Here is a 20,692-nt window from a genome sequence, read left to right on the forward strand (position 1 = left end):
TTCTACAAGAAGAACCATGTTGCAAGACTTAATCTAAAAATACAGCAAAATACCAACAAAAAATATACCAATTTATAATTTTTATTTTCTTTCACAAAATACAGTACAGCTAATAAAATAATTACAAAATCAATAAATGTCGGTAAAAATATTGTATTTACAAAAATAAATAATAAACCTATAAAATAATCTATTCCTATTAATGAAAATCCTGTATAAAATACGTCTTCAAATAAACAGAAATATAAGACTATTATGCAAACATAAGATTTATATGCCCTGCTCTTCTTTCTTATAAATATATATAGCAAGCCAAATAGTATCAAAAACAGAAGTTCGCCGTTTAAATACCTTGCATTTAATATAATTTTTGAAAAATATTCAATGTCAAACAACTTTATTCCCATTAATAATGTCTGTCTATTCAAATAAAATAAAGTAAAACATTGAAAAATGAAAATTTCAAAATCAAAACTAAACTTATTTTCAGAGTTACTATCTTCTTTTCTTACAAAAGAATTTAAAACAGAAAATATCAAAGCTGCATTTGTTATAAAAAATAAATTATTTTTAGATAATACAATTGATACTGCTACAAAAATTATTTTTAAATAACCTAAAAAATCTATTTTCTTTATTAAATTTTTCAATTTCTTAAAATATTCATTTACACTCATCTACAATTTATCAACTTTCACAAAACACTATATTGTCAAATCCAAGTAATGAGCCCATTTTATCTGACTCAATCCTCTAAGTTCCTTCAATGATTTTCTTCCAACTTCACTGTCAACTGTAAGCAGCATAATTGCACTATTTTCACGTCTACCTACGTTCATTGTAGCAATATTTATTTTTTCTTTTCCAAGTGTTGCCCCCACAGCTCCGATAACTCCTGGCACATCTTCATTTCCTAAGTAAATCATATTGTCAGAAATTGCCATATCCACATCGTGATTCTTTATGCTGATAATTCTTTCCTCGTTGTTCATTCCAATTGTTCCGACAACATATATTTTCTTGCCTTCTTCATTTGTTATTACAAATTCTATTGCTGATGAATAATTTTTATATTTATGTTCCTTTTTATTTATTGAAATATTAATCCCTCTTTTTTCAGCAAGCGGCTTTGAATTAATATAATTAACTTCCTCTTTTAAAACTGGCTCTAGAATCCCTTTTATTGCTGTCGAATCCACAAGTGCAGTTTCCTGCTCGGCAATTTCTCCGTAATAATTAAGTACGACATTTGTAATTGGAGTTTTTTCAATTTGGAAATAAATTTTTCCTAATTTTTCAGCTAGATTTATAAATGGTTTTACAATTAAAAATTCCTCTCTTCCAATTGCAGGCAGATTCACAGCAGTTTCAACTATTTCTCCACGAAGTCCATTTAATACCTGTTTTACAACCTGAGTTCCTACATTTCGCTGTGCTTCATAAGTAGTCGCCCCAATATGTGGGGTTGTAATTGCATTTTCAAATTCATAAAGAATACATTCAGAACGTGGCTCGACCGTGTGAACATCGTATCCAAAACTCGCAATTTTTCCACTTCTTAATCCTTCAGCCACAGCCTCCTCGTTAAACAATCCTCCACGTGCCGCATTTACAAGCCTTACACCATCTTTTAACTTGTGAATATTTTCAGCGTTTATCATATCCACAGTTTCTTTAGTCTTAGGCGTATGAATGGTTATCACATCTGCTTTTTCCAACAGCTCATCCAATGTTTTAGCCTTTTCACAGCCATATCTCTTAAAACGTTCATCTGAAATATACGGATCATAAGCAACAAGTTTCATTCCAAACGCTTTCATTCTCGTAGCAACCAGACCACCAATTCTTCCAAGTCCGATAATCCCTAATGTTTTTTCAAACATCTCACTTCCTACAAATATTTCTCTTTCCCATTTTCCACTTTTTATAAAATTATTTGCCGCAACAATATTTCTCGCAGAGGCAAGCATTAGCCCAATCGCAATTTCACAAGCCGAAACCGTATTGCTATCAGGAGTATTCGCTACAATTACCCCATGTGCAGTCGCTTCAGGAATATTGATATTATCTGTACCATTTCCAGCACGTCCAACTATTTTCAGATTTTTTGCCTTATCCAGCAGTTCCTTATCTACTTTTATAACACTTCTCACAATAAGAGCGTCATATTCACCAATTATATCCAAAATTTCTTCACGTGAAATCCCAACTTTCACATCAACTTTCACATCTCTAGCTTCCTGCAGTCCTGCAATCGCCTCATCATCAATATATTCTCCAACTAATACTTTATACATTTATTTCTCCTCCTCAACTCTAATCAACACATTTATTTAATTAATATATTACCATAATTTCCAGTACAATTCAATAACATCACTTTTTTGCATCAAAATAAATTAATTTTAAAAAATTTTTACACAAATAAAAATAACCGCTGTTTTTCACAACGATTATCTAATACTATTTCCATTTAAACAGAAAGAATCAAAAAATTCATATAATTAAAGAATTTTTTTTACAAAATTACGCTATCATGCAACTTGTCTAACTATTATTCCTAATAATTTTTCAAATCATTGTCTAAAATTTTGGATACAATCTTGTATTTTTCAATTCTTCTTTTAGGATATTGATTTTATAAATTTTCAATAAGAAATGACCATGATTAGTCTCTCAATATTTCTAGTATACTAGTATATCTGTAAAATAATATTTTTTATTTATTTTCCTATCATCTATATAAAAATATCCCCTTTTCAATATTTCTCTCAGACTTCTTTATTATTAAGCCTAAAAAAATTTATTCTTTGCGTTTTGAACGTTCTTCTCTCAAATTATTTAATAAAGCCTGGCAATAAGTATTCCTCTCTTGCAAATAATATTAATTTCATTAATATATTCAAATTTACACATCTATATGAACTGATTTTATGTCATGTATTTTGTCAGTATTTAATTATTTCAGCTCTAAATCCATTTAATAAATTAATTATATTTTAATATTATTAAAATTGAAATTAAAGTTATTGCTGGTATAATAATAATACCAAAGTTCAAAGGTAGATTGGAGGTTATAATGAAGAAAATATTGATGCTAGCCGGAGCTTTAATTATTTCTGCTGTATCTTTTGCAGATTTACAAAGTACAATCAAAAATCATTATAGCAATAAGACTATAGATTTATCAGTTGTATCAAAACCTAAACCAAAAGAGGTGAGTAGTAGTGGAACTTCTTCCACAGCAGTAAGAGATCAAATTATCTCTTTTGCACAAACAAAATTAGGTTCACCATATGTTTGGGGAGCAACTGGTCCTAACAGTTTTGATTGTTCAGGCTTCGTTGGTTACGTATTCAAAAAAGCTGCTAATGTAAGCTTGCCTAGAGTTTCAAGCTCACAAGCAACATTTAAACCAAGAATTTCATCAATGAATATGACGAAAGGTGATTTGGTATTTTTTGAAACAACTGGAAAAGGTCGTATTTCTCACGTAGGAATTTACATGGGTAATAGACAGTTCATTCACGCTTCTTCTGGAAGTAGAAGAGTAACAGTTTCTAGTTTAGACAGTAATTTTTACAACAAGACATTTAGATGGGCAATTAATCCATTTAGTTAATTTATGAATTAATTTCTTATAAATAAATATATTCTTTACATATAATTCTTGTATAAACAGGAAATAATAAAATCATATAAATGATTAAAAAAATTATAAAAAACTTTGGAATAAGGAGTTTTGTCTGTTAATAGGCATTTCTCCTTTTTTTTTCTATTTATTTGTCAACTATAATTTTTTTTCAAAAGAATTAAAATCAAGCTCCAAAGAATAAAATACCTTTGTTATATACAAATTATGCTATTAAGGAGTTCCTCATTATGAAAATCAATAGATTATTTGAAATTGTTTATTTATTACTTGAAAAAAATAGTATTACTTCAAAAGAACTTGCTGAATATTTTGAAGTATCAGTTAGAACAATCTATAGAGACATTGATGTTCTCTCTTCTGCTGGTATTCCAGTATATTTTCAAAGAGGAAAATCTGGTGGAATAAAACTAATGGATAACTATGTCATAAATAAATCGCTACTTTCACAAAACGAGCAAAATGAAATACTTTATGCACTTCAAAGTTTAAACGCCACTAATTATCCTAATAACAATAAAACTCTTTCAAAATTAAGCACTATTTTTAACAAAAAGTCAGACAACTGGATAAAAATAGACTTTTCAAGATATAATTGCGATGATAGTACTTTATTTGAAAAAATTAAAGAGGCAATATTAACTAAACAAACCGTAAAATTTAACTATTTTAACACAAAAGGCGAACATTATGAAAGAACAGCAGACCCTTTAAATTTATGGTTTAAAGAAAAAGCATGGTACTTATTTGCCTATTGCCACAAAAAAAATGATATTCGTCAATTTAAAATAACAAGAATTAAAAATCTGACTTTAACAAACGAATATTTTGAAAAAACAATCAAAGACTTTGAAATAAATAACAAGAAAAATACGGTAGAAAATGTAAAAATCATAGTCGAAATAGATAAATCACAAGCATACCGTGTCTATGATGAATTTTCTGAAGAGAGTATAAACAAAATGGAAAATGGCGATTTTGAAATTATAATGGAATATCCTGAAAATGAATGGATTTACGGCTATCTTCTATCTTTTGGAGAACATTTGAAGGTAAGGAAGCCAGAGAGAATAAAGAAAATTTTGTTTAAAAAAATTGCAAAAATGAAGGAAAATTATAAATAGGAAAATATTTTTCAAAGTTTTTTTCAAGAATAAAATGTTATAATTTTCTAAAATATTAAAAACGAGAGGAAGTGTTGCAAATGAAAAAATTTTTAATAGTAACATTTTTATTTTTTAGCATCTTTGGATTTTCTAATGCTAAAAATAATACTTCAAATGATGAAAAACAAGCCGTAATTAACAGCTTTTATGATTTTATGAAATTTCACACAAATCCTGAAAATGTCAAGAAAAATGTTTTTACAAACTCTGTGGAAGGTACAAATGAAATTTTGGGAAAAAATGTAAGCAATCAACGTAAAAAAAATTTAGAAGATATTGCGGCAAGTCAGACAAATAAATCATTAAAAAATTCTGCAGATTACTTAATAATCGCAAACTCAAAAATTTCATACAAAGTATTGAATGCCGAAATTAAAAATGGTACAGCTGTCCTAACTGTGCATATCAAAGGTCCTAATTTTACAGCTCATGCCTCTGAATTAGAAAATTACATAAAAAAAATTAGCAACGAAGAAAAGAAAAAAATTTCAAAAATGAACAATAAACAGTACCAAAGCTTTCTGATAGAAAAAAGTTCTGAATTTTATTTGCAATTAGTTAAAAGAAATGATTTACAATATATGGAAAACGATATTAGAGTATATGTAAAAAAATACCCTAATACATGGGGCGTAATTCAAGATTACACCATAAATAATGCCATTTACAAATATCTTGGTTTTGGTTACGGTCCAGAATTGATGAGATAAATTATAAAAATTAATAAATATGACAATATTTTATTGTCGTATTTTTTATTTTCAAAATTTTATTTTTTAATATGACATACTCTTGTCATATTATGATTGCTATAATTGATTTAATAAAAATTGATAAAAAAGGTGGTATAATTATGAAATATGAAATAGTAGAAATTAAAGAAAAAACTCTTGTTGGATTTAAAACACGAGTGAAAGATGATGAAACAATGTCTGAAAAAATTTCAAATTTATGGGAAAAACTGTATTCTGAAAAAGGTTCCAAAAATATAAAGGACAGAATTAACAATAATGCTATTGGAGTCTATTATAACTACAGTAATGAAAATGGCTTTGAGTACGACTGTCTTACAGGCTGTGAAGTGAAAAATAAAATTGATGAAATTCCTGAAGATATGACAAGGCTAGAAATTCCTAAAGGAAAATATGCAAAATTTGTGATTTTTGGTGATCCTGTAAAAGCTGTTGGAGAATTTTGGTATAAATTTTGGGAAGAATTTGGAAAAGAAAAATCTGATATAAGAAATTATACCTATGATTTTGAAGAATATATAGCAGGTAATGATTATGAAAATACAGAAATTCACATTTATATCAGCATAAAATAATAACTAGGAGATGATAATTATGGCATTTGATTTTAAAAAGGAATTTAAAAAATTTTATCGACCGTCAGAAAAACCTGAAATTATAGAAATTCCTAAAATGAATTTTATAGCAGTGCGTGGAAAAGGAAATCCCAATGAGAAAGAAGGGGAATATCAAAAAGCTGTTGAAATGTTATACGGAGTTGCCTATACCCTTAAAATGAGTTACAAGACGCAATATAAAATTGAAGGATTTTTTGAATATGTTGTTCCGCCGCTAGAAGGGCTTTGATGGCAGGAAAATGTAAAAAATGAGAATTACCTATTAAACAAAGAATTATTTAATTGGATTTCTTTAATTAGAGTGCCTGATTTTATTAAAAAGGAAGATGTGAAATGGGCTATAAAGTGTGCTACTGAAAAAAAGAAAAAGGATTTTTCAAAAGTTGAATTTTTCAACTATAATGAAGGGCTTTGCGTACAATGCATGCATATAGGAAGTTACAATGATGAGCCTGAAACCATTCAAAGAATGAATGAATTTGCACAAAATAATGGATATAATATAGAAATAACAGAAAAAAGATATCATCATGAAATTTATTTAAGCGACCCAAGAAAGGCAGATATAAATAAACTGAAGACAGTGATAAGACAGCCTGTTAAAAAATAGGGAGAAAATTATGCAAGGATATTCAAGTAAAAAAGAATTGATAGATGAAATAAATAAACGAGCTATATTATTTATTAATGAATTTTCAGAAATTACTGATGAAAATAAAGATACTTTTATAGATGAAGTTGACAAAAGTCCTGCTCAGATGATTGCTTACCAGCTGGGATGGATAAATTTAATACTTTTATGGGAAGAAAAAAATAAAAATGATGAAACAGTTATTACTCCTTCAGAAAATTACAAATGGAATAATTTAGGTAAGCTTTATCAATCATTTTATAAAAAGTATGAAAATTATTCAATAAAAAAATTAATTGCGGAATTTAATATAACCGTAAAAAAAATAACTGATTTAATTGAAATTTACACAGAAAAGGAGTTATTTGAGCAAAATCAACGACAATGGGCTTCTTCCACACCAAGCAACTGGCCAATCTGGAAATGGATTCATATAAATACAGTCGCTCCTTTTAAAACTTTCAGGACAAAAATAAGAAAATGGAAAAAATTAAAAATTTGACTTTTTTTATATTATAATTTATAATATTTTCAATTCTTTTAAAACTTTTTAAAATTAAACTATTAAAAATGAAATAATTTTATTTGGTTTTAAAATAGAAAATTGATTACAACTAAGAAAGGACAAAATGATAATGAAAAAAATAGTTTTTTTAATTTTAGATGAATTTGCAGACTGGGAAACTGCATTTCTAGCTTCGGCATTAAATGAAAAAAATATAACTCAAAATTATTCAGTCAGTTATGCTTCAACCGATAAGGATATTAAAATATCAATGGGTAATTTAAAAATGATACCTGATATGACATTAGAAGAAATCACAGAAGACAATACTGATGGATTGATTTTAATTGGAGGAAAAACTTGGAGAAATCAGAGTTTTGAAACAAACTACACAATTATTGAACTTGTTAAAAAATTTAAGAATAATCCAAATAAAGTTGTGGGAGCAATTTGTGATGCCGCTTATTTCCTTGCAACTAATGGTCTTCTAAATGATTGCAAACATACTGTAAACAATCTTGCAGAAATAAAGGATAATGAAAATTATACAAATTCTGAAAATTTTGTGAAAGCAGAATCAGTAATCGATGGAAAGACGGTAACTGCAAGAGGTGACAGTCCTGTTCATTTTGCAAAAAATGTGATGAAAGCGTTAGGCGATATTCATGAAAAAAATATAAATTTCTTTTTTGATATGTATACAATTGGATTTGAAAAGGCTTTTGAAAAATATTCCGATGAATAAAAAGTTAAAGGGAGTGACTTATTCACTCCCTATTTTTGAATTATTTTCCCAATTCTTGTTTCAATCCTTCAACTTTATCCAGCTTTTCCCAAGGTAAATCAATATCAGTTCTTCCAATATGTCCAAATGCTGCTAAATCTTGGTATCTAAATGATGGTTTTCTTAAATTTAATGATTTTTGGATTCCATTTGGTGTTAAGTCAAATAATTTTGCAACAGCCTCTTCGATTCTTGTTTCTTCAACTGTTCCAGTTCCAAATGTTTCTACACGAATTGATACAGGTTCAACAACACCTATCGCATAAGATAGCTGAACTTCACATTTTGTAGCAAAACCTGCTGCAACAATATTTTTGGCAATCCATCTTGCCGCATAGGCTGCCGATCTGTCAACTTTCGATGGATCTTTTCCAGAAAATGCTCCTCCACCATGTCTAAAGTATCCACCATAAGTATCAATTATAATTTTTCTTCCAGTAAGTCCAGAATCTCCGTGAGGCCCTCCAATTACAAATCTTCCAGTTGGATTAATATGGAATTTTCTTACATTTTCAATATTCAAATTATATTTTTCTAACACAGGTTTTATAACAAGTTCTTTCAAATCCTTTTCAATTTGTGCATTTGTAACATCTTCGTTATGCTGTACTGATAATACAACTGTATCAACATTTAACAATTTTCCATTTTCATCATAAGCTAACGTAACTTGTGCCTTTGCATCTGGTCTTGCCCAGGCAAGTGTACCATTTCTAGTAATCTCAGTTAATCTTTGAATAATTCCACGTGATAATACAAGTGCCAAAGGCATTAATTCTTCAGTTTCATTAACCGCTCCTCCAAACATAATCCCCTGATCTCCAGCTCCACCTGTATCTACTCCCATCGAAATGTCAGGCGACTGTGAATGAATAGTATTTAACACACCACAGTCAGAGTCAAATCCCATTCCTGGACGATATCCGATTTCATAAATTTTATCTCTAACAATCTTCTGCACATCCACATAAGTCTTAGTCGTAATTTCCCCCCCAACTACTACAAGCCCAGTAGTTGCAAATGTCTCACAAGCCACTCTTGAATTTTCATCATCTGTTAAGCAAGCATCTAATATTGAATCTGAAATCTGATCACAGATTTTATCTGGATGTCCCGGTGATACGAATTCCGATGTAAAGTAAATTTTTTTAGCCATTTTATTTCCTCCTAATTTTTTTTAGTTTTATTTAAGAATATTATTTTAAAAATATATTCGCTCTAAAAAATTTGAATTCAAACTTTATTTTAAAATAAAAAAACTCTTCCTGCAAGGAAGAGAATTAAAATTCTTATCTTTGCATTCAATGCCGGATTTAGCACCTTGTTTTTACAGGTTGCTGGATACTCAAACGGGCCGGTCCCTAGTATCTCTCTTGATAAGTTTTATTAAATTATTTTTATTATTAAACATATTTATAAATAACATAAATTTAATTTTGAATTTCAAATATTTTTATTGTAAAATAAGTATATAATATTTTTCTCAAAATGTCAATATAAATTTATTTGTACTCCATCGCTTTTTTCTTCATAATATCATCTATACTTGAATTTGAAGATTTATTATTAGGTTTTGGAGTTTGTGTCTGTTGTTTTTCCGATTTAGTCTCATTTTTCGTAGCCTCTTCAGCTTTACTCTTACTCTTTACATTGCTAAGAGTACTTTCTGTAAGGCTTTGAGAAGAATTTCCATTTCCAAGGAAAGCCTTTGCTTGTTTTTCGTTTGATTTTTTTTCATTAATTACTCCGCCTTTCTCAATTCTTTCAACTGTAGCAGCGGCATTTTTATCTCCATTCTTAGCAGCTATTTTATACCATTTAAGAGCTTCTGCCATATTGTTTTGCTTATGGTATGACAATGCGATTGGCATAGCCATTGCTTTATTTCCTGCATTATAGGCTTTCAATAGATATGGCCGTGATTCAGACTGTTTTCCTCCATCATACAGTATTGCTCCTATTTCAATATTTGCTTCCTTCACACCACGATTTGCAGCTTTTTGAAACCATCTTACAGCCTCAGAATTATTTTTTAACTGCTTATTCAAAAGTGCAACCCTTATATCAGCTTCCTTAATTCCAGCATTATATGCCTTTTCGAACTCGGCTTTGGCTTCACTATATCTTTTCGCTTTTATTAAATCAACTCCTCTATTATATGCTTCTGCTCCTGGACGCATTTTTATTTGTCTCATCTGCATCTGTTGTCTTCCTTCATGTGTAGCTGCTGTTTTTGGAAGTTTTGCGATTAATTTATTAGCCTCTTCATTATTTCCTTCCTGCTTTAATATCACTGCAAGGTTATAAATTGCTTCAGGATAATTTCTGTTTACCCCATACTGAAGAATTTGTTTTACTTTCTCATTATTTTTCAAGTTGTAGTAAAGTTGAGCAAGGGACATTATTGCTTCTTTATCCCCATTTTCAGCTTTTATTAACGCTTCTGAAACTTTTAAAGGGTCAATCTGATTATCAATCAAGTTCTGCTGCTCTTCAGGAGTCAAGTTTCTTATCTCAGGATTCCCCTGCGCCTGTCCTCCAAGATTAAAAATATCTGTATTAATATCCTTTGTTTGCTGTTGCACCTGTTGATTATCCTTCTTTTCATCCTTTTTCTTTTTAAAGCAAGAAACTGACATCATTCCAATAGCTAAAATTACTATTACAAACATTATTTTTCTTTTCATTCGTTTCTCATTCCTCTCTTTCAAATTCTTTTTATTTTATTTATAATTTTTAATTTAATATATTTTTTTGCATCTAAAACGATCCTAATTGTGTTGCATCCAATATTTTATACATAAAATCTGTACTCGCCTTCGTGGTTGGCTCATCATCGAAATTTACTGTAAACAAACCATCCTTATTTTCCCATAATCTATCAAAATATGTATAGATATCTTTTGTCAGCTTAGAATTATTATTTGTCAAAATCCTAAAATTAGCATCCATTATGTAACCACGTATATTTTTTTTGATTAAATTAGCCGAACCTGTGTGTATTATAACATTGCCATCTGTTTTTTTGATTAGTGTTATCTTTGTGTGATATTGCTCATTATTCGTAAAATACCATTTCACTTCTATTTTATTTTTAGTTTTTCTCTTCAATTTCTTAGAAACAGGTTTGTTAGGTAATCCATTCGTACTCATTCCAAAAGCATCTCTACTTCTATCAAAAATAATCCGAACTTTTACACCACGATTTGCAGCTTTTATCAATCTGTCAACAACGCCTTTATCAGCTAGGAAATACATACCCATAAGTATTTCATCCCCAGCTCTGGCACTATCAATGTCTTTATCCAGATGTTCCCCAATTTTTGCCTCTGTCACAAATTGTAGCTTATATTTATTATTTTCATCATCAAATCTTGTAATCGTATCCTCATTTTTATGATTTTCATTTTCAGAATTTTGACTTTTTTCAGGAAGTTCTCCAATCTGTGCAAACCTTTTGGTTTCCTCTTCCACAAACTCTTCCTTTTTTTTCTCAATTTCCTTAATTTGCTTTTCAGTTTCAGAAAAACTGTCTACCTCAATTTTTTCATTCTCAGTTGAATATCCAATTTGGTTATTATCTATTTTATTTTTCTGCTTTTGAATAACATCAATTTTTCCATTTGAAAATCCAGCCACAAGCTGTAATCCATGTAAAACATCTTTTGTAATTTCTCCATTAGCTGATATTGCTACATTTTCATGAAAATAGCTCGGATCGTGAATATTAGCACTTGAAACTACAACATTTTCCTCATTCAAAAATATTTTTCTGTGATCCGCCTTTACATTCAATGCCCTCAATAAATTTCTCAAAGTCAATTTAGGCCACATAGGCCCGTAAAAGTTTCCAATCCATCCTTTCCCCTGCGGATTTCCGTGAGGCTCTATCAAAGTTCTCCAAATTGGCGAATACCAAGGAAAAGTATCTTTCAGTTTAAAAATATCCACCATTATAACATCAATCCCAGCATTTTTCATATCTGTAATAAATGGATGCTCAAAAGCCCCATACAAATTATTATTCTCATCTGAAAGCACATATACCTTCAAATCAGGATTTTCCATTTTCTTTTTAATAAGCCTTCTCGTATACTCCTTAGCAAACTCTGGAAAATGCTCCTTATCCTTATTATAAATGTCATTAAACAAAAACATCTCCACAATCAGATAATCTTTCGCCTCATCCACAATCTTATAGGTTGCCTCCCAAATCTTTCTGTCATATCGAATATTCCCATCCTTATCTAGATAAGTCAAATCATAATGAAACTCAACGTTATCGCTATCTCTCAATGGACCTTCATAATTTACTCCAAGTGGAGGAGTTTTTATTGTGGAACATGAAATTGTAAAGGCTGTTAAAATACCAATTAATAAATACTTTTTTCTTCTTAAATTCATTAATTTATTCTCTCCTTCACTATTTTAAATTTATTTTTTTATTCTCAATTTAATTATCTTTTTTTATTTTTACCCAAATTTCTAACTAACTAGGTTATTTATCCACTTCTTGCTCTTTAATCTCCATACACACGGAAATATTTTTATAACTTCATCACTGCACGAAAGTAAATACACAATTACAACTGGAAATCCTAAATGTAATCCAGAAAAATATGTTATCGGTATAGCAACAAACCAAAGCGGAATCAAGTCCACAAACATTGTCCAGAGCGTATCCCCTCCCGAACGTAAAATTCCAACTAACAGCTGTAAACTTATTGCTTTTACAAAAATTACAAATACTTCCGCCTTCACAACTTCTCTTGCTAACGGATAACTTTTTTCATTTACATGTTGTAGAATAAATGGACTGAAAATAAATACAATTGCTCCAATAATAATCCCTGAAATAACAGCCACCTTTAATAAAATTATCGAATAGTCATAAGCATTTTCTTCTCTTCCAGCACCAATCTCATTACCAATTATAGCCGAAGTTGCACTCGAAAGTCCAAATAACAATGTCAATACAAGACTGCTAATTGATTTTACAACCTGAACTGCAGCCGCAAAATTTGTTCCCATTCTTCCAAAGATCATTACATACATACTTGCACCAAGTACCCACAATATTTCATGAATAAAAACAGGAAGCGATATTTTCATAACTTTTACAAAAAATTCCATTGATAAATCAAATAATTCATTTATTTTTCCTGCAATTGGCAATTTTAACTTGTAAATCACATAAATTATATAAAAAGTGCTTATAATTCTCGCAATAACTGTTGCAACTGCAGCACCACGTACTCCCATTGCTGGAAATCCGAAATGTCCAAAAATTAACATATAGTTTATGGCTACATTTATCAAAAGCCCTATTACACTTGAGTAAAATGAATATTTGGTTTTCCCTATTGCACGAAGCTGCATATTAAAGGCAAAACCAACTCCCACAAGCGGATAAGTCCACGCTACTATACGTAAATATGAAGCCCCTATTTCTATAACTTTTTTATCATTTGTAAATACTGAAATTACAAGTTTCGGGGTAAACAATCCTGCGAAAAGAAATAGCAACGAAAATAAAAATCCAACAATTATTGTTATCCCAAGACATTTCTTCAGATTTTTGTAATCCTTGTTCCCAAAATACTGAGCCGCCAAAATTCCACCGCCACTATTCATCCCAAAAAGTGAAGTCATAAAAATCATAAACATCTGATTTGCAAACCCCAATCCTGCAACAGCAACTGTCCCCAGTCCAAGCGCCACAATCTCTTTCCCCACCATAAACATATCAACAAAGTTCATAAGTGCGTAAATCATATTTTCAATTGCCACAGGTAATCCAATATTAATAACCTTTTTATAAACCAATTTTCTATTTAATACTTTTTCTTTCATTTATTTCCTTTCTTTTTCATTGATATTTTTTTAGATTTTCTCAACAATTTCAGTTTACTTAATAATATTTTTTCCTTAACAAAATAAATTTTTAACTTTAATAAATCTATTTAATCTAAATCCTCCAATGTCGAATATTCTGAGAATATCAATAAATGATCTGACACATATTTTTTTATTATAGCATAATTATTATTTTTTATAAAGTTATAAACTCCAAAATTTCCAGTAAATTCTTTTGTTTTTTCAAAATTTATGAAAAAATTATCATAAGAACTTACAAGTTTACTATCCGAAAGTGTGGTCAAATTTTCTTCAGGATTTAAAATATACTTGACGTTATATTTATCAGCTATGTTTTTAAAAGCCATATTATCAGCAGGTGTATTAAAATCTCCAGCGATAATTATATCATCCTCATCTGTCAATTTAGAAAAATATTCATAAACATTGACATAATTTGCTGCCTCAAGTAGTCTCTGTTTTTCTTTATCACCAAAAACCGAATGTGCAATAACATAAACAAAATCAAAGTTTCCTGCTTTAAAATATGCACCATACGGCTCTCTCATAAACTCATTCTCATCCTTTTCCTTATAAAATCCAAGCTCTCTTACCTCAGAAAATCTGCTTTTCCTATAAATAAATGCAAAATATTCACGATAATTTTCACTTCCTACAGAATTTTCTGAAATAATATAATCCCATTTCTCTTTAGTCAACTTTTCTAAATACGCCTGGACTTTCTTAACTCCTTTCTCATTCATGACCTCTTCTAGTCCAATTAAATCAAACTTTGCTAAAATTTTTGAAAGTGTCCGATAATCTTTTTGTTTCTCACCAAGACGCATAGCATTAAATGATGCAACTAAAATTTTATTCTTATCTCTATTTACATCAATTGTCTCATTTATCTTTTCTTTTCTAAAACAAGAATATATTCCAAAAACTAAAAGAACAAAAACTAACCCTCTAATTAGTTTATTCTTCATCTCAATCAACCCCTTGATTTTTTTATTTATTTTCTAAAATATTATTATACTCTTTCTCTTCTACAACAAATTCTATTTTCTTTTCCTGACATATTTTTCGTATTTGTAAAAAAATTGCTAAATAATTTTGAGAATAATCTCTTTTTATAAAAAAATACAAAAAATTTTTATATTTACTGCCATTTTTTTGAATTATTATTATTCTTTTATCATTTAAAGATTTTGGATGTGTCATCTCTATTATCTTTATATCTTCATAAGAAAATTTCTTTTTATCAATCGCAATTTCAAAGTCATTTAAAATTAATCTGCTCGGAGAATTTATTATCTGAAAATACGTTTTCCAATGTTTAAAACCTTGATATGCAAAAAATAAAAATGTTGAAACCGGAACACTGTAGAATAAAAATTCTGCAACAGAAATTGGTATCGTTACTTTAAAAGCTAAGGCAATTACTCCAAAAAATGTAATAAAAGCCATTATGATTCCTGATGTTATATAAAAAATTGTAACCTTTATTAAATTAGACCTTTGTATTTTACTCTTTTTTAAAAATGAATAATCTCCTAATTCAAAAATTTTATCTTCCATAAATTTCACCTTTCTTTTCTTATTTTTCTATCTTAAATTCAATATTATTCATAACACACCATTTTGGTATTTCTTCCAAAATTTCCAAAAATTTCTTTCGCTCCCTCTTAACCAATTCGTAATCTAGCATCTTTGTAAAAGTTACACCGAAATTACAACGTATTTCCTCTCTTCTCTTAGATATTCTAAACTCCAGATTATATTTGCTCGCTTTATCCACAGTCATACTCATAATTTCCTCAGCTTTTATTCTGTTAATATTATATCCAAAGTTTATAACTATTCTATCTTGATAAAAAGCTATACTGTAAATCATTACTTCCAGCTTTTTTCTTAAATTATTTTTTTTAATAAAAAATTTTACAATTATTATAAAAAAAATTATTGTTACTATAGCTGGATTTAAAAATTTTATATATGCAAGAATTAGCAATGTTAAAACATAATAAAATACTTCTGTAAACGATAATTTTAGAAAATTTACAAATCCTGAATTCTTCTTAAAATCACTCAAAAGTTCATCCTTTCTGATTTTAAAAACTTTTTTCTCATAATTTGATAAAAATTTTTCTCGTGCCTCATTGTCTTCTATCTGCTCATTATATTTCTCTTGAAGTTTTTCCCTGCTCATTTTTCTTGACTTATGATTCCAAATCCACTCATTTATCAATTTATCCTTCATATGAAATTTTTGTTCATCCAAAATCAGCCTTTTCGTTTTCAAACTTTCGATATAATCCCCCAATTTTTTGAACTCGTAATCATCCAATTCACTTACATCAAATTTATTGCCATTTAAAAATTTTAGTTTCCTATACTTCACTAATTTTTTGTACCTATTTCTATCTACATTTCTAGAATGAGGTTTTATAATTTCCCAAAACAGACTAATTCCTGTTTTATACACGTATTCTGTTTCGATAGTTCTTTCATCAAATTCCTCAATCGAAACAGTTTCTTTTAGTTTATCATACTCAAAATAATAAATTATTTCATTTTTTATTATAATTTTCTTTTCAGAAAATGATATTTCATAAATTTTTTTATCCATTTGTCTCAACTTTCATAATTTCAAAATTTATATTTTAGAAAAATTTTAATATCCATTTATTATAAATTCAACCCCATTTTCAAAGCACCAATTTCTAACACTCTTAAACAGCAATACATATTCAGGATATTTCCATTTCGCATTTACTCCACTTGGCACAATAAGAAATTTCTGTTTCCTGATACTACTTTCTATTATCAATACTTTTGGAACATCTAAAATTTTAAAATATGATTTTTCCATAATTTTTAACCCTGTCATAGTTATTTTTTTTACATCAGATTTATAAAATTCTTTTTTATCTATTATTATTTTTAAATTATCTATCGTTATATTTTGAGGAAGTTTTTTCTGAATTTTTTCCTTCATGTTCGAATAATACTCAATATAAAAAATTATTAAAATAGTTTCTACAATAATAGCATAAATCAAATGAATTATAAATTTTTCAGTTCCTTTTTCTGAAAAAGATATAAAAATTACAAAATTAATGATTGATATTACAAAAAATTTTATTTTTATATCCATTTCCTTTAAAATTGCAAGTTTTTCTATCGGAATATTAAAATTTTTCTCTTCCAAAATATCATTTTCATATTTTCCAACTTTTCTTTTAAATAAATGCTTATATTTCCAAATATATATCTTTAATTCATTTCCTTCTTTTGAAGTTATCCACGAAATATTTTTCAAATATCTTTTTCCATTTTCTGTAAATTTCAAATATCTCTTTACTTTTATTCTTAAACTTTTTATATGACTTTCTACACTTTCCACTATCCGTACATCATTTTTTATAATATCTAAAACCTTTTCTTCTCCGGCAAAATTAAAATAACTAATTTTATTACGCTTTATGATAATTTCTTTTCTAAAACAACTTATCGAAGTATAAAAAATTATAGCTAAAAATGTAACAGGAAAAATTTGAGGGATCTGCAATAAAAACTCTCCAATAATTACAAACGGTATAAAAGATACCAAAAGATTATAAAATATTATTTGAATAATTTTCCATATTTTTATTTGATATGTTTTTTCCATATTTTTTTTAAAACTCCTATTTAAATTTAAAAATATTCTAAATTATATTCACTCAAATCTTCATAAATTCAGAGTTTGTTATCTTCTCAACATCCTAGCTGCAATCTCTACCATCCTAATTGCCAGTTCATGGTTTTCCCCAAACAAATTATAAGCTCCGTCTTCGCTCAAAACTCCACATTTCAAGTCTTGTGGCAAAACACCGTTATTAAAGTCTTCTACATCTAAAAACCAGTTTTCGCTGCTGTAATATTCATCCAGTTTTTTATAATCTGTTAAATTTTCTTCCAGTTTGTCTAATGCTTCATTCAACTCTCTAAAAATATCCGCTGATTTATCCATAATTTTTTCCATTTTTTCAACTCTTTTTATTTTATCATTTTTCATAAAGTTTACCTCTTTTTTGAATTTTAATTTTTTGTTAATTTTTTCTTGTCTTTTCAAAAAAAGCTACCGTTTTTTCGATAGCTGCATTTTTTATTATTATAATTCTGAATTGTTATTAATTTGCTCTTTCAATATATTCACCAGTTCTCGTGTCAATTTTGATTTTATCTCCAATTGCTACGAATAAAGGCACTTGCAATTCATACCCTGTAGATACAGTTGCTGGTTTTGTCGCACGTCCAATTGTATCACCCTTTAATCCTGGTTCTGTATAAGTTACTTCTCTAATTACCGTATTTGGTAATTCTACACCAACTGGAGTTCCTTCGTACATCAATACTTGGATAATCATTTCTTCTTCCAAGAAATTTACTGCATCTCCTAAATCTTCAGCTGATAAAGTAATTTGCTCAAAAGATTCCTGATCCATGAAATTATATTCTCCATCAGTTTCATATAAAAATTGCATTTGATTTCTATCAAGAATAATATCGTCCATAAGTTCAGTTGCTAAAACTGTGATTTCTTGTATTTTTCCTGAGATTAACTCTTTTGTTTTAAATTTTACTTCTGCTGCTCTTTGTCTTTTTCCTGATGTTGACTGATGTCTTTCAGCTTTTAGTATTAAATATGGAATATTATCCTTTCTATATGTACTTCCTTGTCTTAATTCTGCTGCTGGTTTCATTAATTTTTTCCTCCTAAATTTTTACTTTATTTTATGATTTATTTTTTAACTTAATTTACTATTTATTCTAAAAATAAACTTGATTTCCCTAACTAATATTTTATCAAATAAGTTGCAGTTACTACTACTCTCATTTTTTTATAAATTTGATTAGCCTCATTTTCATTAATTTTTCTCACATCTTCTGTATCTTCTAGTATCTCAAATTGTCCTTGACTAATATTTTTTAGTCCACCAATTTCATTGTTGTTTACTTTTAACATCTCAATTGCTCTTATTTCAGCATTTCGAGAAGCATCTACTACCATATCTTTTTTATATCTTTCGATATTCGTTATAAAAAATTCTGGCTCGTTTATTTGAATATTGTTACTTTGTAGCTTTAGTTCTAATAATTTTTGAAAAAATTCTTCAACTTTATCAATATTCTTTGTTACAATAGAAATTGTTTCAACTCCCTCATAATCAGAAATTTTAACACTCTGTGGAACTGTTCCTGAATTTATTGTTCCCTGCTGTTTTACATTTGATGAACTTTCAATATAATTTGGCTGAATTCTTAGATTTCCAATACTATAATCATTTCCATCAATTTTTAGATTTTTAATTAAATCAGTTGCCAATTTTTCTTTTTCTGATATTATTTTTTTTAATTCATCAATATTTTCGCTTTTTTCAGAGATTACAATGTTTATAAGCGCCTTATCAGCTTTTATTCTACGTTCTGCAACTCCTTTTACTGTAATTCTGTTTTCATCTTTATTTGCTTTGTTCATGGCATTTGAAATTAATGCCGCAGATATTATTAATCCAAAGGATAATATCGTAGGAATTATTATAAATTGTATTTTTTTCAATTTTTACTCCTTTTCTGAACTTTAAAACCTGCTACATAATTTAAATTACTTAAAACTAAGATAATTTTATTTTTAAAATTTTTACCAAAATTATTTTATTTCAGTAATCCAATACTAAATTATATATGCAAGAGTTCTATCAAATTATAGATTATTTTCCAAAAAAAGTCAATTATATATCGAAATTTTTTATTAAAAATTCTAAAATCTATATAACAAAACAAGGGCAATAACTTCTACCCTTGATTTATAATTATATTTTTTGATTAATTACTTTGTTTATACATTAGCCATCCATTAAAATATAAAGATGTACTGTCACTTCCACTTACTCTTCTAATTTGGCCGTTTTCCAAATACCATTTGCTTCTATTCATAACAGCATTATAATTTTTTTCTTCAGCAAGATTTACAGTTACTGTTACAGGCCCTGTATGTCTTAAAGAACTTCCATTGTTAATTACACAGTCCTGAAACGAGATATCAGCCATGTATCCATGCTCTGCATATGAATCTTCTACAGTATCAGTATCAAATGCTGATTCACTAGCACTTGGGTTTATACAATAACTTCCTTTTTTTACACCTACTGGACTTTTTACAACTAATTTTTCGTTACTTTCCTTAGGTGTCTCTTTTTTTTCTTCAACTTTTGGCTGTTCTACTTTTTTTGGTTCTTGCTGTTGCACAGTTTCAGGAGTTTGTATATTTGTTACAGCTGGTATATTTTGATTTTGTGATATTGCTGCCATTTCTTTTTTCAGATTTTCTTTTTTCTTCTTATTCTGGCTTCTTAGATAAAAAATTCCAGATCCAACTAAAACAATAAATATTGCAACTGCAGCTGCTAAAATTGTTGTCATTCTATTTGAAATATATTTTTCTTCAACATACTCTTCTTCATCTTCCTGCTCATTTCCTTTTGGGTCACTTGTATTTCTAATAGGTTTTTCCGCTTTACTTGTATTTGTAGCACTACTTCCTGCACCACCACCATAAACTGTTTTTTCCAGCTCTTCCTTCTGTTTTTGTAAATCCTGGATTTCCTTCTGACGTTTCAATTCTTCTATTTCTTTTTCCAACTGCTCTTTTACATTTTCACCAAATTGGTTGTCATCCAT

Annotated in this window: 20 protein-coding genes, 1 pseudogene and 1 riboswitch; of the genes and pseudogenes, 7 read left to right on the forward strand and 14 right to left on the reverse strand. The window is 28.4% G+C overall.

Translation table 11 applies throughout. The annotated features are described in order from the left end of the window. Positions 1-2: 2 nt before the first annotated feature. The gene (locus AB8B23_RS07255; protein ID WP_369712187.1) at positions 3-677 is read right to left on the reverse strand and encodes a hypothetical protein; all 675 of its coding nucleotides are present in this window, start codon (positions 675-677) and stop codon (positions 3-5) included. Positions 678-704: 27 nt separating this feature from the next. Next, on the reverse strand, positions 705-2,297 hold the full coding sequence (serA, locus tag AB8B23_RS07260; RefSeq protein ID WP_369712188.1) for a phosphoglycerate dehydrogenase: 1,593 nt from the start codon (positions 2,295-2,297) through the stop codon (positions 705-707). A gap of 782 nt (positions 2,298-3,079) precedes the next feature. On the opposite strand from serA, the gene AB8B23_RS07265 reads away from it, so the two are divergent. The 7 genes and pseudogenes from AB8B23_RS07265 to AB8B23_RS07300 all read left to right on the forward strand — a co-directional run bounded on the left by AB8B23_RS07265 (position 3,080) and on the right by AB8B23_RS07300 (position 8,068). Continuing rightward, entirely contained in the window at positions 3,080-3,622 is a 543-nt protein-coding gene (locus AB8B23_RS07265; RefSeq protein WP_021743834.1) for a C40 family peptidase, read from the forward strand. Between the two features lie 260 nt (positions 3,623-3,882). Beyond that, the gene (locus AB8B23_RS07270) at positions 3,883-4,776 is read left to right on the forward strand and encodes a helix-turn-helix transcriptional regulator (RefSeq protein ID WP_369712189.1); all 894 of its coding nucleotides are present in this window, start codon (positions 3,883-3,885) and stop codon (positions 4,774-4,776) included. 80 nt (positions 4,777-4,856) lie between these two features. Continuing rightward, a complete protein-coding gene (locus tag AB8B23_RS07275; RefSeq protein WP_369712190.1) occupies positions 4,857-5,528 on the forward strand; it encodes a hypothetical protein in 672 nt (223 codons plus the stop codon). Between the two features lie 143 nt (positions 5,529-5,671). Continuing rightward, positions 5,672-6,145: a GyrI-like domain-containing protein gene (locus tag AB8B23_RS07280; protein WP_369712191.1), complete on the forward strand. Its 474-nt coding sequence runs from the start codon at positions 5,672-5,674 to the stop codon at positions 6,143-6,145. A gap of 19 nt (positions 6,146-6,164) precedes the next feature. Further along, positions 6,165-6,797: pseudogene (locus tag AB8B23_RS11995) on the forward strand (GyrI-like domain-containing protein). 10 nt (positions 6,798-6,807) lie between these two features. Then, entirely contained in the window at positions 6,808-7,320 is a 513-nt protein-coding gene (locus AB8B23_RS07295) for a ClbS/DfsB family four-helix bundle protein (RefSeq protein ID WP_369712194.1), read from the forward strand. Between the two features lie 133 nt (positions 7,321-7,453). Further along, positions 7,454-8,068, forward strand: a complete 615-nt coding sequence (locus tag AB8B23_RS07300; protein WP_369712195.1) for a DJ-1/PfpI family protein — start codon at positions 7,454-7,456, stop codon at positions 8,066-8,068. A gap of 40 nt (positions 8,069-8,108) precedes the next feature. Here the strand turns inward: AB8B23_RS07300 and metK are convergent, their stop codons facing one another. The 12 genes from metK to AB8B23_RS07360 form a co-directional block, all read right to left on the reverse strand. Further along, complete coding sequence (gene metK, locus AB8B23_RS07305) at positions 8,109-9,263, reverse strand: methionine adenosyltransferase (RefSeq protein WP_369712196.1); 1,155 nt, start codon at positions 9,261-9,263, stop codon at positions 8,109-8,111. A gap of 130 nt (positions 9,264-9,393) precedes the next feature. After that, positions 9,394-9,490: riboswitch (SAM riboswitch) on the reverse strand. A 119-nt stretch (positions 9,491-9,609) separates the two neighbouring features. Next, entirely contained in the window at positions 9,610-10,794 is a 1,185-nt protein-coding gene (locus tag AB8B23_RS07310) for a sel1 repeat family protein (RefSeq protein WP_369712197.1), read from the reverse strand. Positions 10,795-10,867: 73 nt separating this feature from the next. Further along, positions 10,868-12,511, reverse strand: a complete 1,644-nt coding sequence (locus tag AB8B23_RS07315; protein ID WP_369712198.1) for a phospholipase D family protein — start codon at positions 12,509-12,511, stop codon at positions 10,868-10,870. Between the two features lie 81 nt (positions 12,512-12,592). Beyond that, complete coding sequence (locus AB8B23_RS07320) at positions 12,593-13,960, reverse strand: MATE family efflux transporter (protein ID WP_369712199.1); 1,368 nt, start codon at positions 13,958-13,960, stop codon at positions 12,593-12,595. 110 nt (positions 13,961-14,070) lie between these two features. Then, positions 14,071-14,952 carry an endonuclease/exonuclease/phosphatase family protein gene (locus AB8B23_RS07325; RefSeq protein WP_369712200.1) on the reverse strand — a complete coding sequence of 294 codons (882 nt, stop codon included), beginning with the start codon at positions 14,950-14,952 and terminating at the stop codon, positions 14,071-14,073. A gap of 22 nt (positions 14,953-14,974) precedes the next feature. Further along, the gene (locus AB8B23_RS07330) at positions 14,975-15,544 is read right to left on the reverse strand and encodes a hypothetical protein (protein WP_369712201.1); all 570 of its coding nucleotides are present in this window, start codon (positions 15,542-15,544) and stop codon (positions 14,975-14,977) included. A gap of 19 nt (positions 15,545-15,563) precedes the next feature. Then, positions 15,564-16,595 carry a hypothetical protein gene (locus AB8B23_RS07335; RefSeq protein ID WP_369712202.1) on the reverse strand — a complete coding sequence of 344 codons (1,032 nt, stop codon included), beginning with the start codon at positions 16,593-16,595 and terminating at the stop codon, positions 15,564-15,566. A 45-nt stretch (positions 16,596-16,640) separates the two neighbouring features. Next, positions 16,641-17,639, reverse strand: a complete 999-nt coding sequence (locus AB8B23_RS07340; RefSeq protein ID WP_369712203.1) for a hypothetical protein — start codon at positions 17,637-17,639, stop codon at positions 16,641-16,643. Between the two features lie 78 nt (positions 17,640-17,717). Then, positions 17,718-18,026, reverse strand: coding sequence for a DUF4298 domain-containing protein (locus tag AB8B23_RS07345; protein WP_369712204.1), 309 nt, complete (start codon positions 18,024-18,026; stop codon positions 17,718-17,720). A gap of 115 nt (positions 18,027-18,141) precedes the next feature. Further along, positions 18,142-18,714, reverse strand: coding sequence for an elongation factor P (gene efp, locus AB8B23_RS07350; protein WP_147005751.1), 573 nt, complete (start codon positions 18,712-18,714; stop codon positions 18,142-18,144). A 92-nt stretch (positions 18,715-18,806) separates the two neighbouring features. Then, on the reverse strand, positions 18,807-19,571 hold the full coding sequence (locus AB8B23_RS07355) for an SIMPL domain-containing protein (protein WP_369712205.1): 765 nt from the start codon (positions 19,569-19,571) through the stop codon (positions 18,807-18,809). Between the two features lie 266 nt (positions 19,572-19,837). Beyond that, positions 19,838-20,692, reverse strand: a complete 855-nt coding sequence (locus AB8B23_RS07360; protein ID WP_369712206.1) for a hypothetical protein — start codon at positions 20,690-20,692, stop codon at positions 19,838-19,840.

The organism is Leptotrichia sp. HSP-342, assembly GCF_041199995.1.
Lineage (GTDB): Bacteria > Fusobacteriota > Fusobacteriia > Fusobacteriales > Leptotrichiaceae > Leptotrichia > Leptotrichia mesophila.

What these genes read in the sequence shown, in the direction of transcription:
- AB8B23_RS07255 (WP_369712187.1), bottom strand. Translation starts at nt 677, where the DNA reads ATGAGTGTAAATGAATATTTTAAGAAATTGAAAAATTTAATAAAGAAA.
- serA (WP_369712188.1), bottom strand. Translation starts at nt 2,297, where the DNA reads ATGTATAAAGTATTAGTTGGAGAATATATTGATGATGAGGCGATTGCA.
- AB8B23_RS07265 (WP_021743834.1), top strand. Translation starts at nt 3,080, where the DNA reads ATGAAGAAAATATTGATGCTAGCCGGAGCTTTAATTATTTCTGCTGTA.
- AB8B23_RS07270 (WP_369712189.1), top strand. Translation starts at nt 3,883, where the DNA reads ATGAAAATCAATAGATTATTTGAAATTGTTTATTTATTACTTGAAAAA.
- AB8B23_RS07275 (WP_369712190.1), top strand. Translation starts at nt 4,857, where the DNA reads ATGAAAAAATTTTTAATAGTAACATTTTTATTTTTTAGCATCTTTGGA.
- AB8B23_RS07280 (WP_369712191.1), top strand. Translation starts at nt 5,672, where the DNA reads ATGAAATATGAAATAGTAGAAATTAAAGAAAAAACTCTTGTTGGATTT.
- AB8B23_RS07295 (WP_369712194.1), top strand. Translation starts at nt 6,808, where the DNA reads ATGCAAGGATATTCAAGTAAAAAAGAATTGATAGATGAAATAAATAAA.
- AB8B23_RS07300 (WP_369712195.1), top strand. Translation starts at nt 7,454, where the DNA reads ATGAAAAAAATAGTTTTTTTAATTTTAGATGAATTTGCAGACTGGGAA.
- metK (WP_369712196.1), bottom strand. Translation starts at nt 9,263, where the DNA reads ATGGCTAAAAAAATTTACTTTACATCGGAATTCGTATCACCGGGACAT.
- AB8B23_RS07310 (WP_369712197.1), bottom strand. Translation starts at nt 10,794, where the DNA reads ATGAAAAGAAAAATAATGTTTGTAATAGTAATTTTAGCTATTGGAATG.
- AB8B23_RS07315 (WP_369712198.1), bottom strand. Translation starts at nt 12,511, where the DNA reads ATGAATTTAAGAAGAAAAAAGTATTTATTAATTGGTATTTTAACAGCC.
- AB8B23_RS07320 (WP_369712199.1), bottom strand. Translation starts at nt 13,960, where the DNA reads ATGAAAGAAAAAGTATTAAATAGAAAATTGGTTTATAAAAAGGTTATT.
- AB8B23_RS07325 (WP_369712200.1), bottom strand. Translation starts at nt 14,952, where the DNA reads ATGAAGAATAAACTAATTAGAGGGTTAGTTTTTGTTCTTTTAGTTTTT.
- AB8B23_RS07330 (WP_369712201.1), bottom strand. Translation starts at nt 15,544, where the DNA reads ATGGAAGATAAAATTTTTGAATTAGGAGATTATTCATTTTTAAAAAAG.
- AB8B23_RS07335 (WP_369712202.1), bottom strand. Translation starts at nt 16,595, where the DNA reads ATGGATAAAAAAATTTATGAAATATCATTTTCTGAAAAGAAAATTATA.
- AB8B23_RS07340 (WP_369712203.1), bottom strand. Translation starts at nt 17,639, where the DNA reads ATGGAAAAAACATATCAAATAAAAATATGGAAAATTATTCAAATAATA.
- AB8B23_RS07345 (WP_369712204.1), bottom strand. Translation starts at nt 18,026, where the DNA reads ATGAAAAATGATAAAATAAAAAGAGTTGAAAAAATGGAAAAAATTATG.
- efp (WP_147005751.1), bottom strand. Translation starts at nt 18,714, where the DNA reads ATGAAACCAGCAGCAGAATTAAGACAAGGAAGTACATATAGAAAGGAT.
- AB8B23_RS07360 (WP_369712206.1), bottom strand. Translation starts at nt 20,692, where the DNA reads ATGGATGACAACCAATTTGGTGAAAATGTAAAAGAGCAGTTGGAAAAA.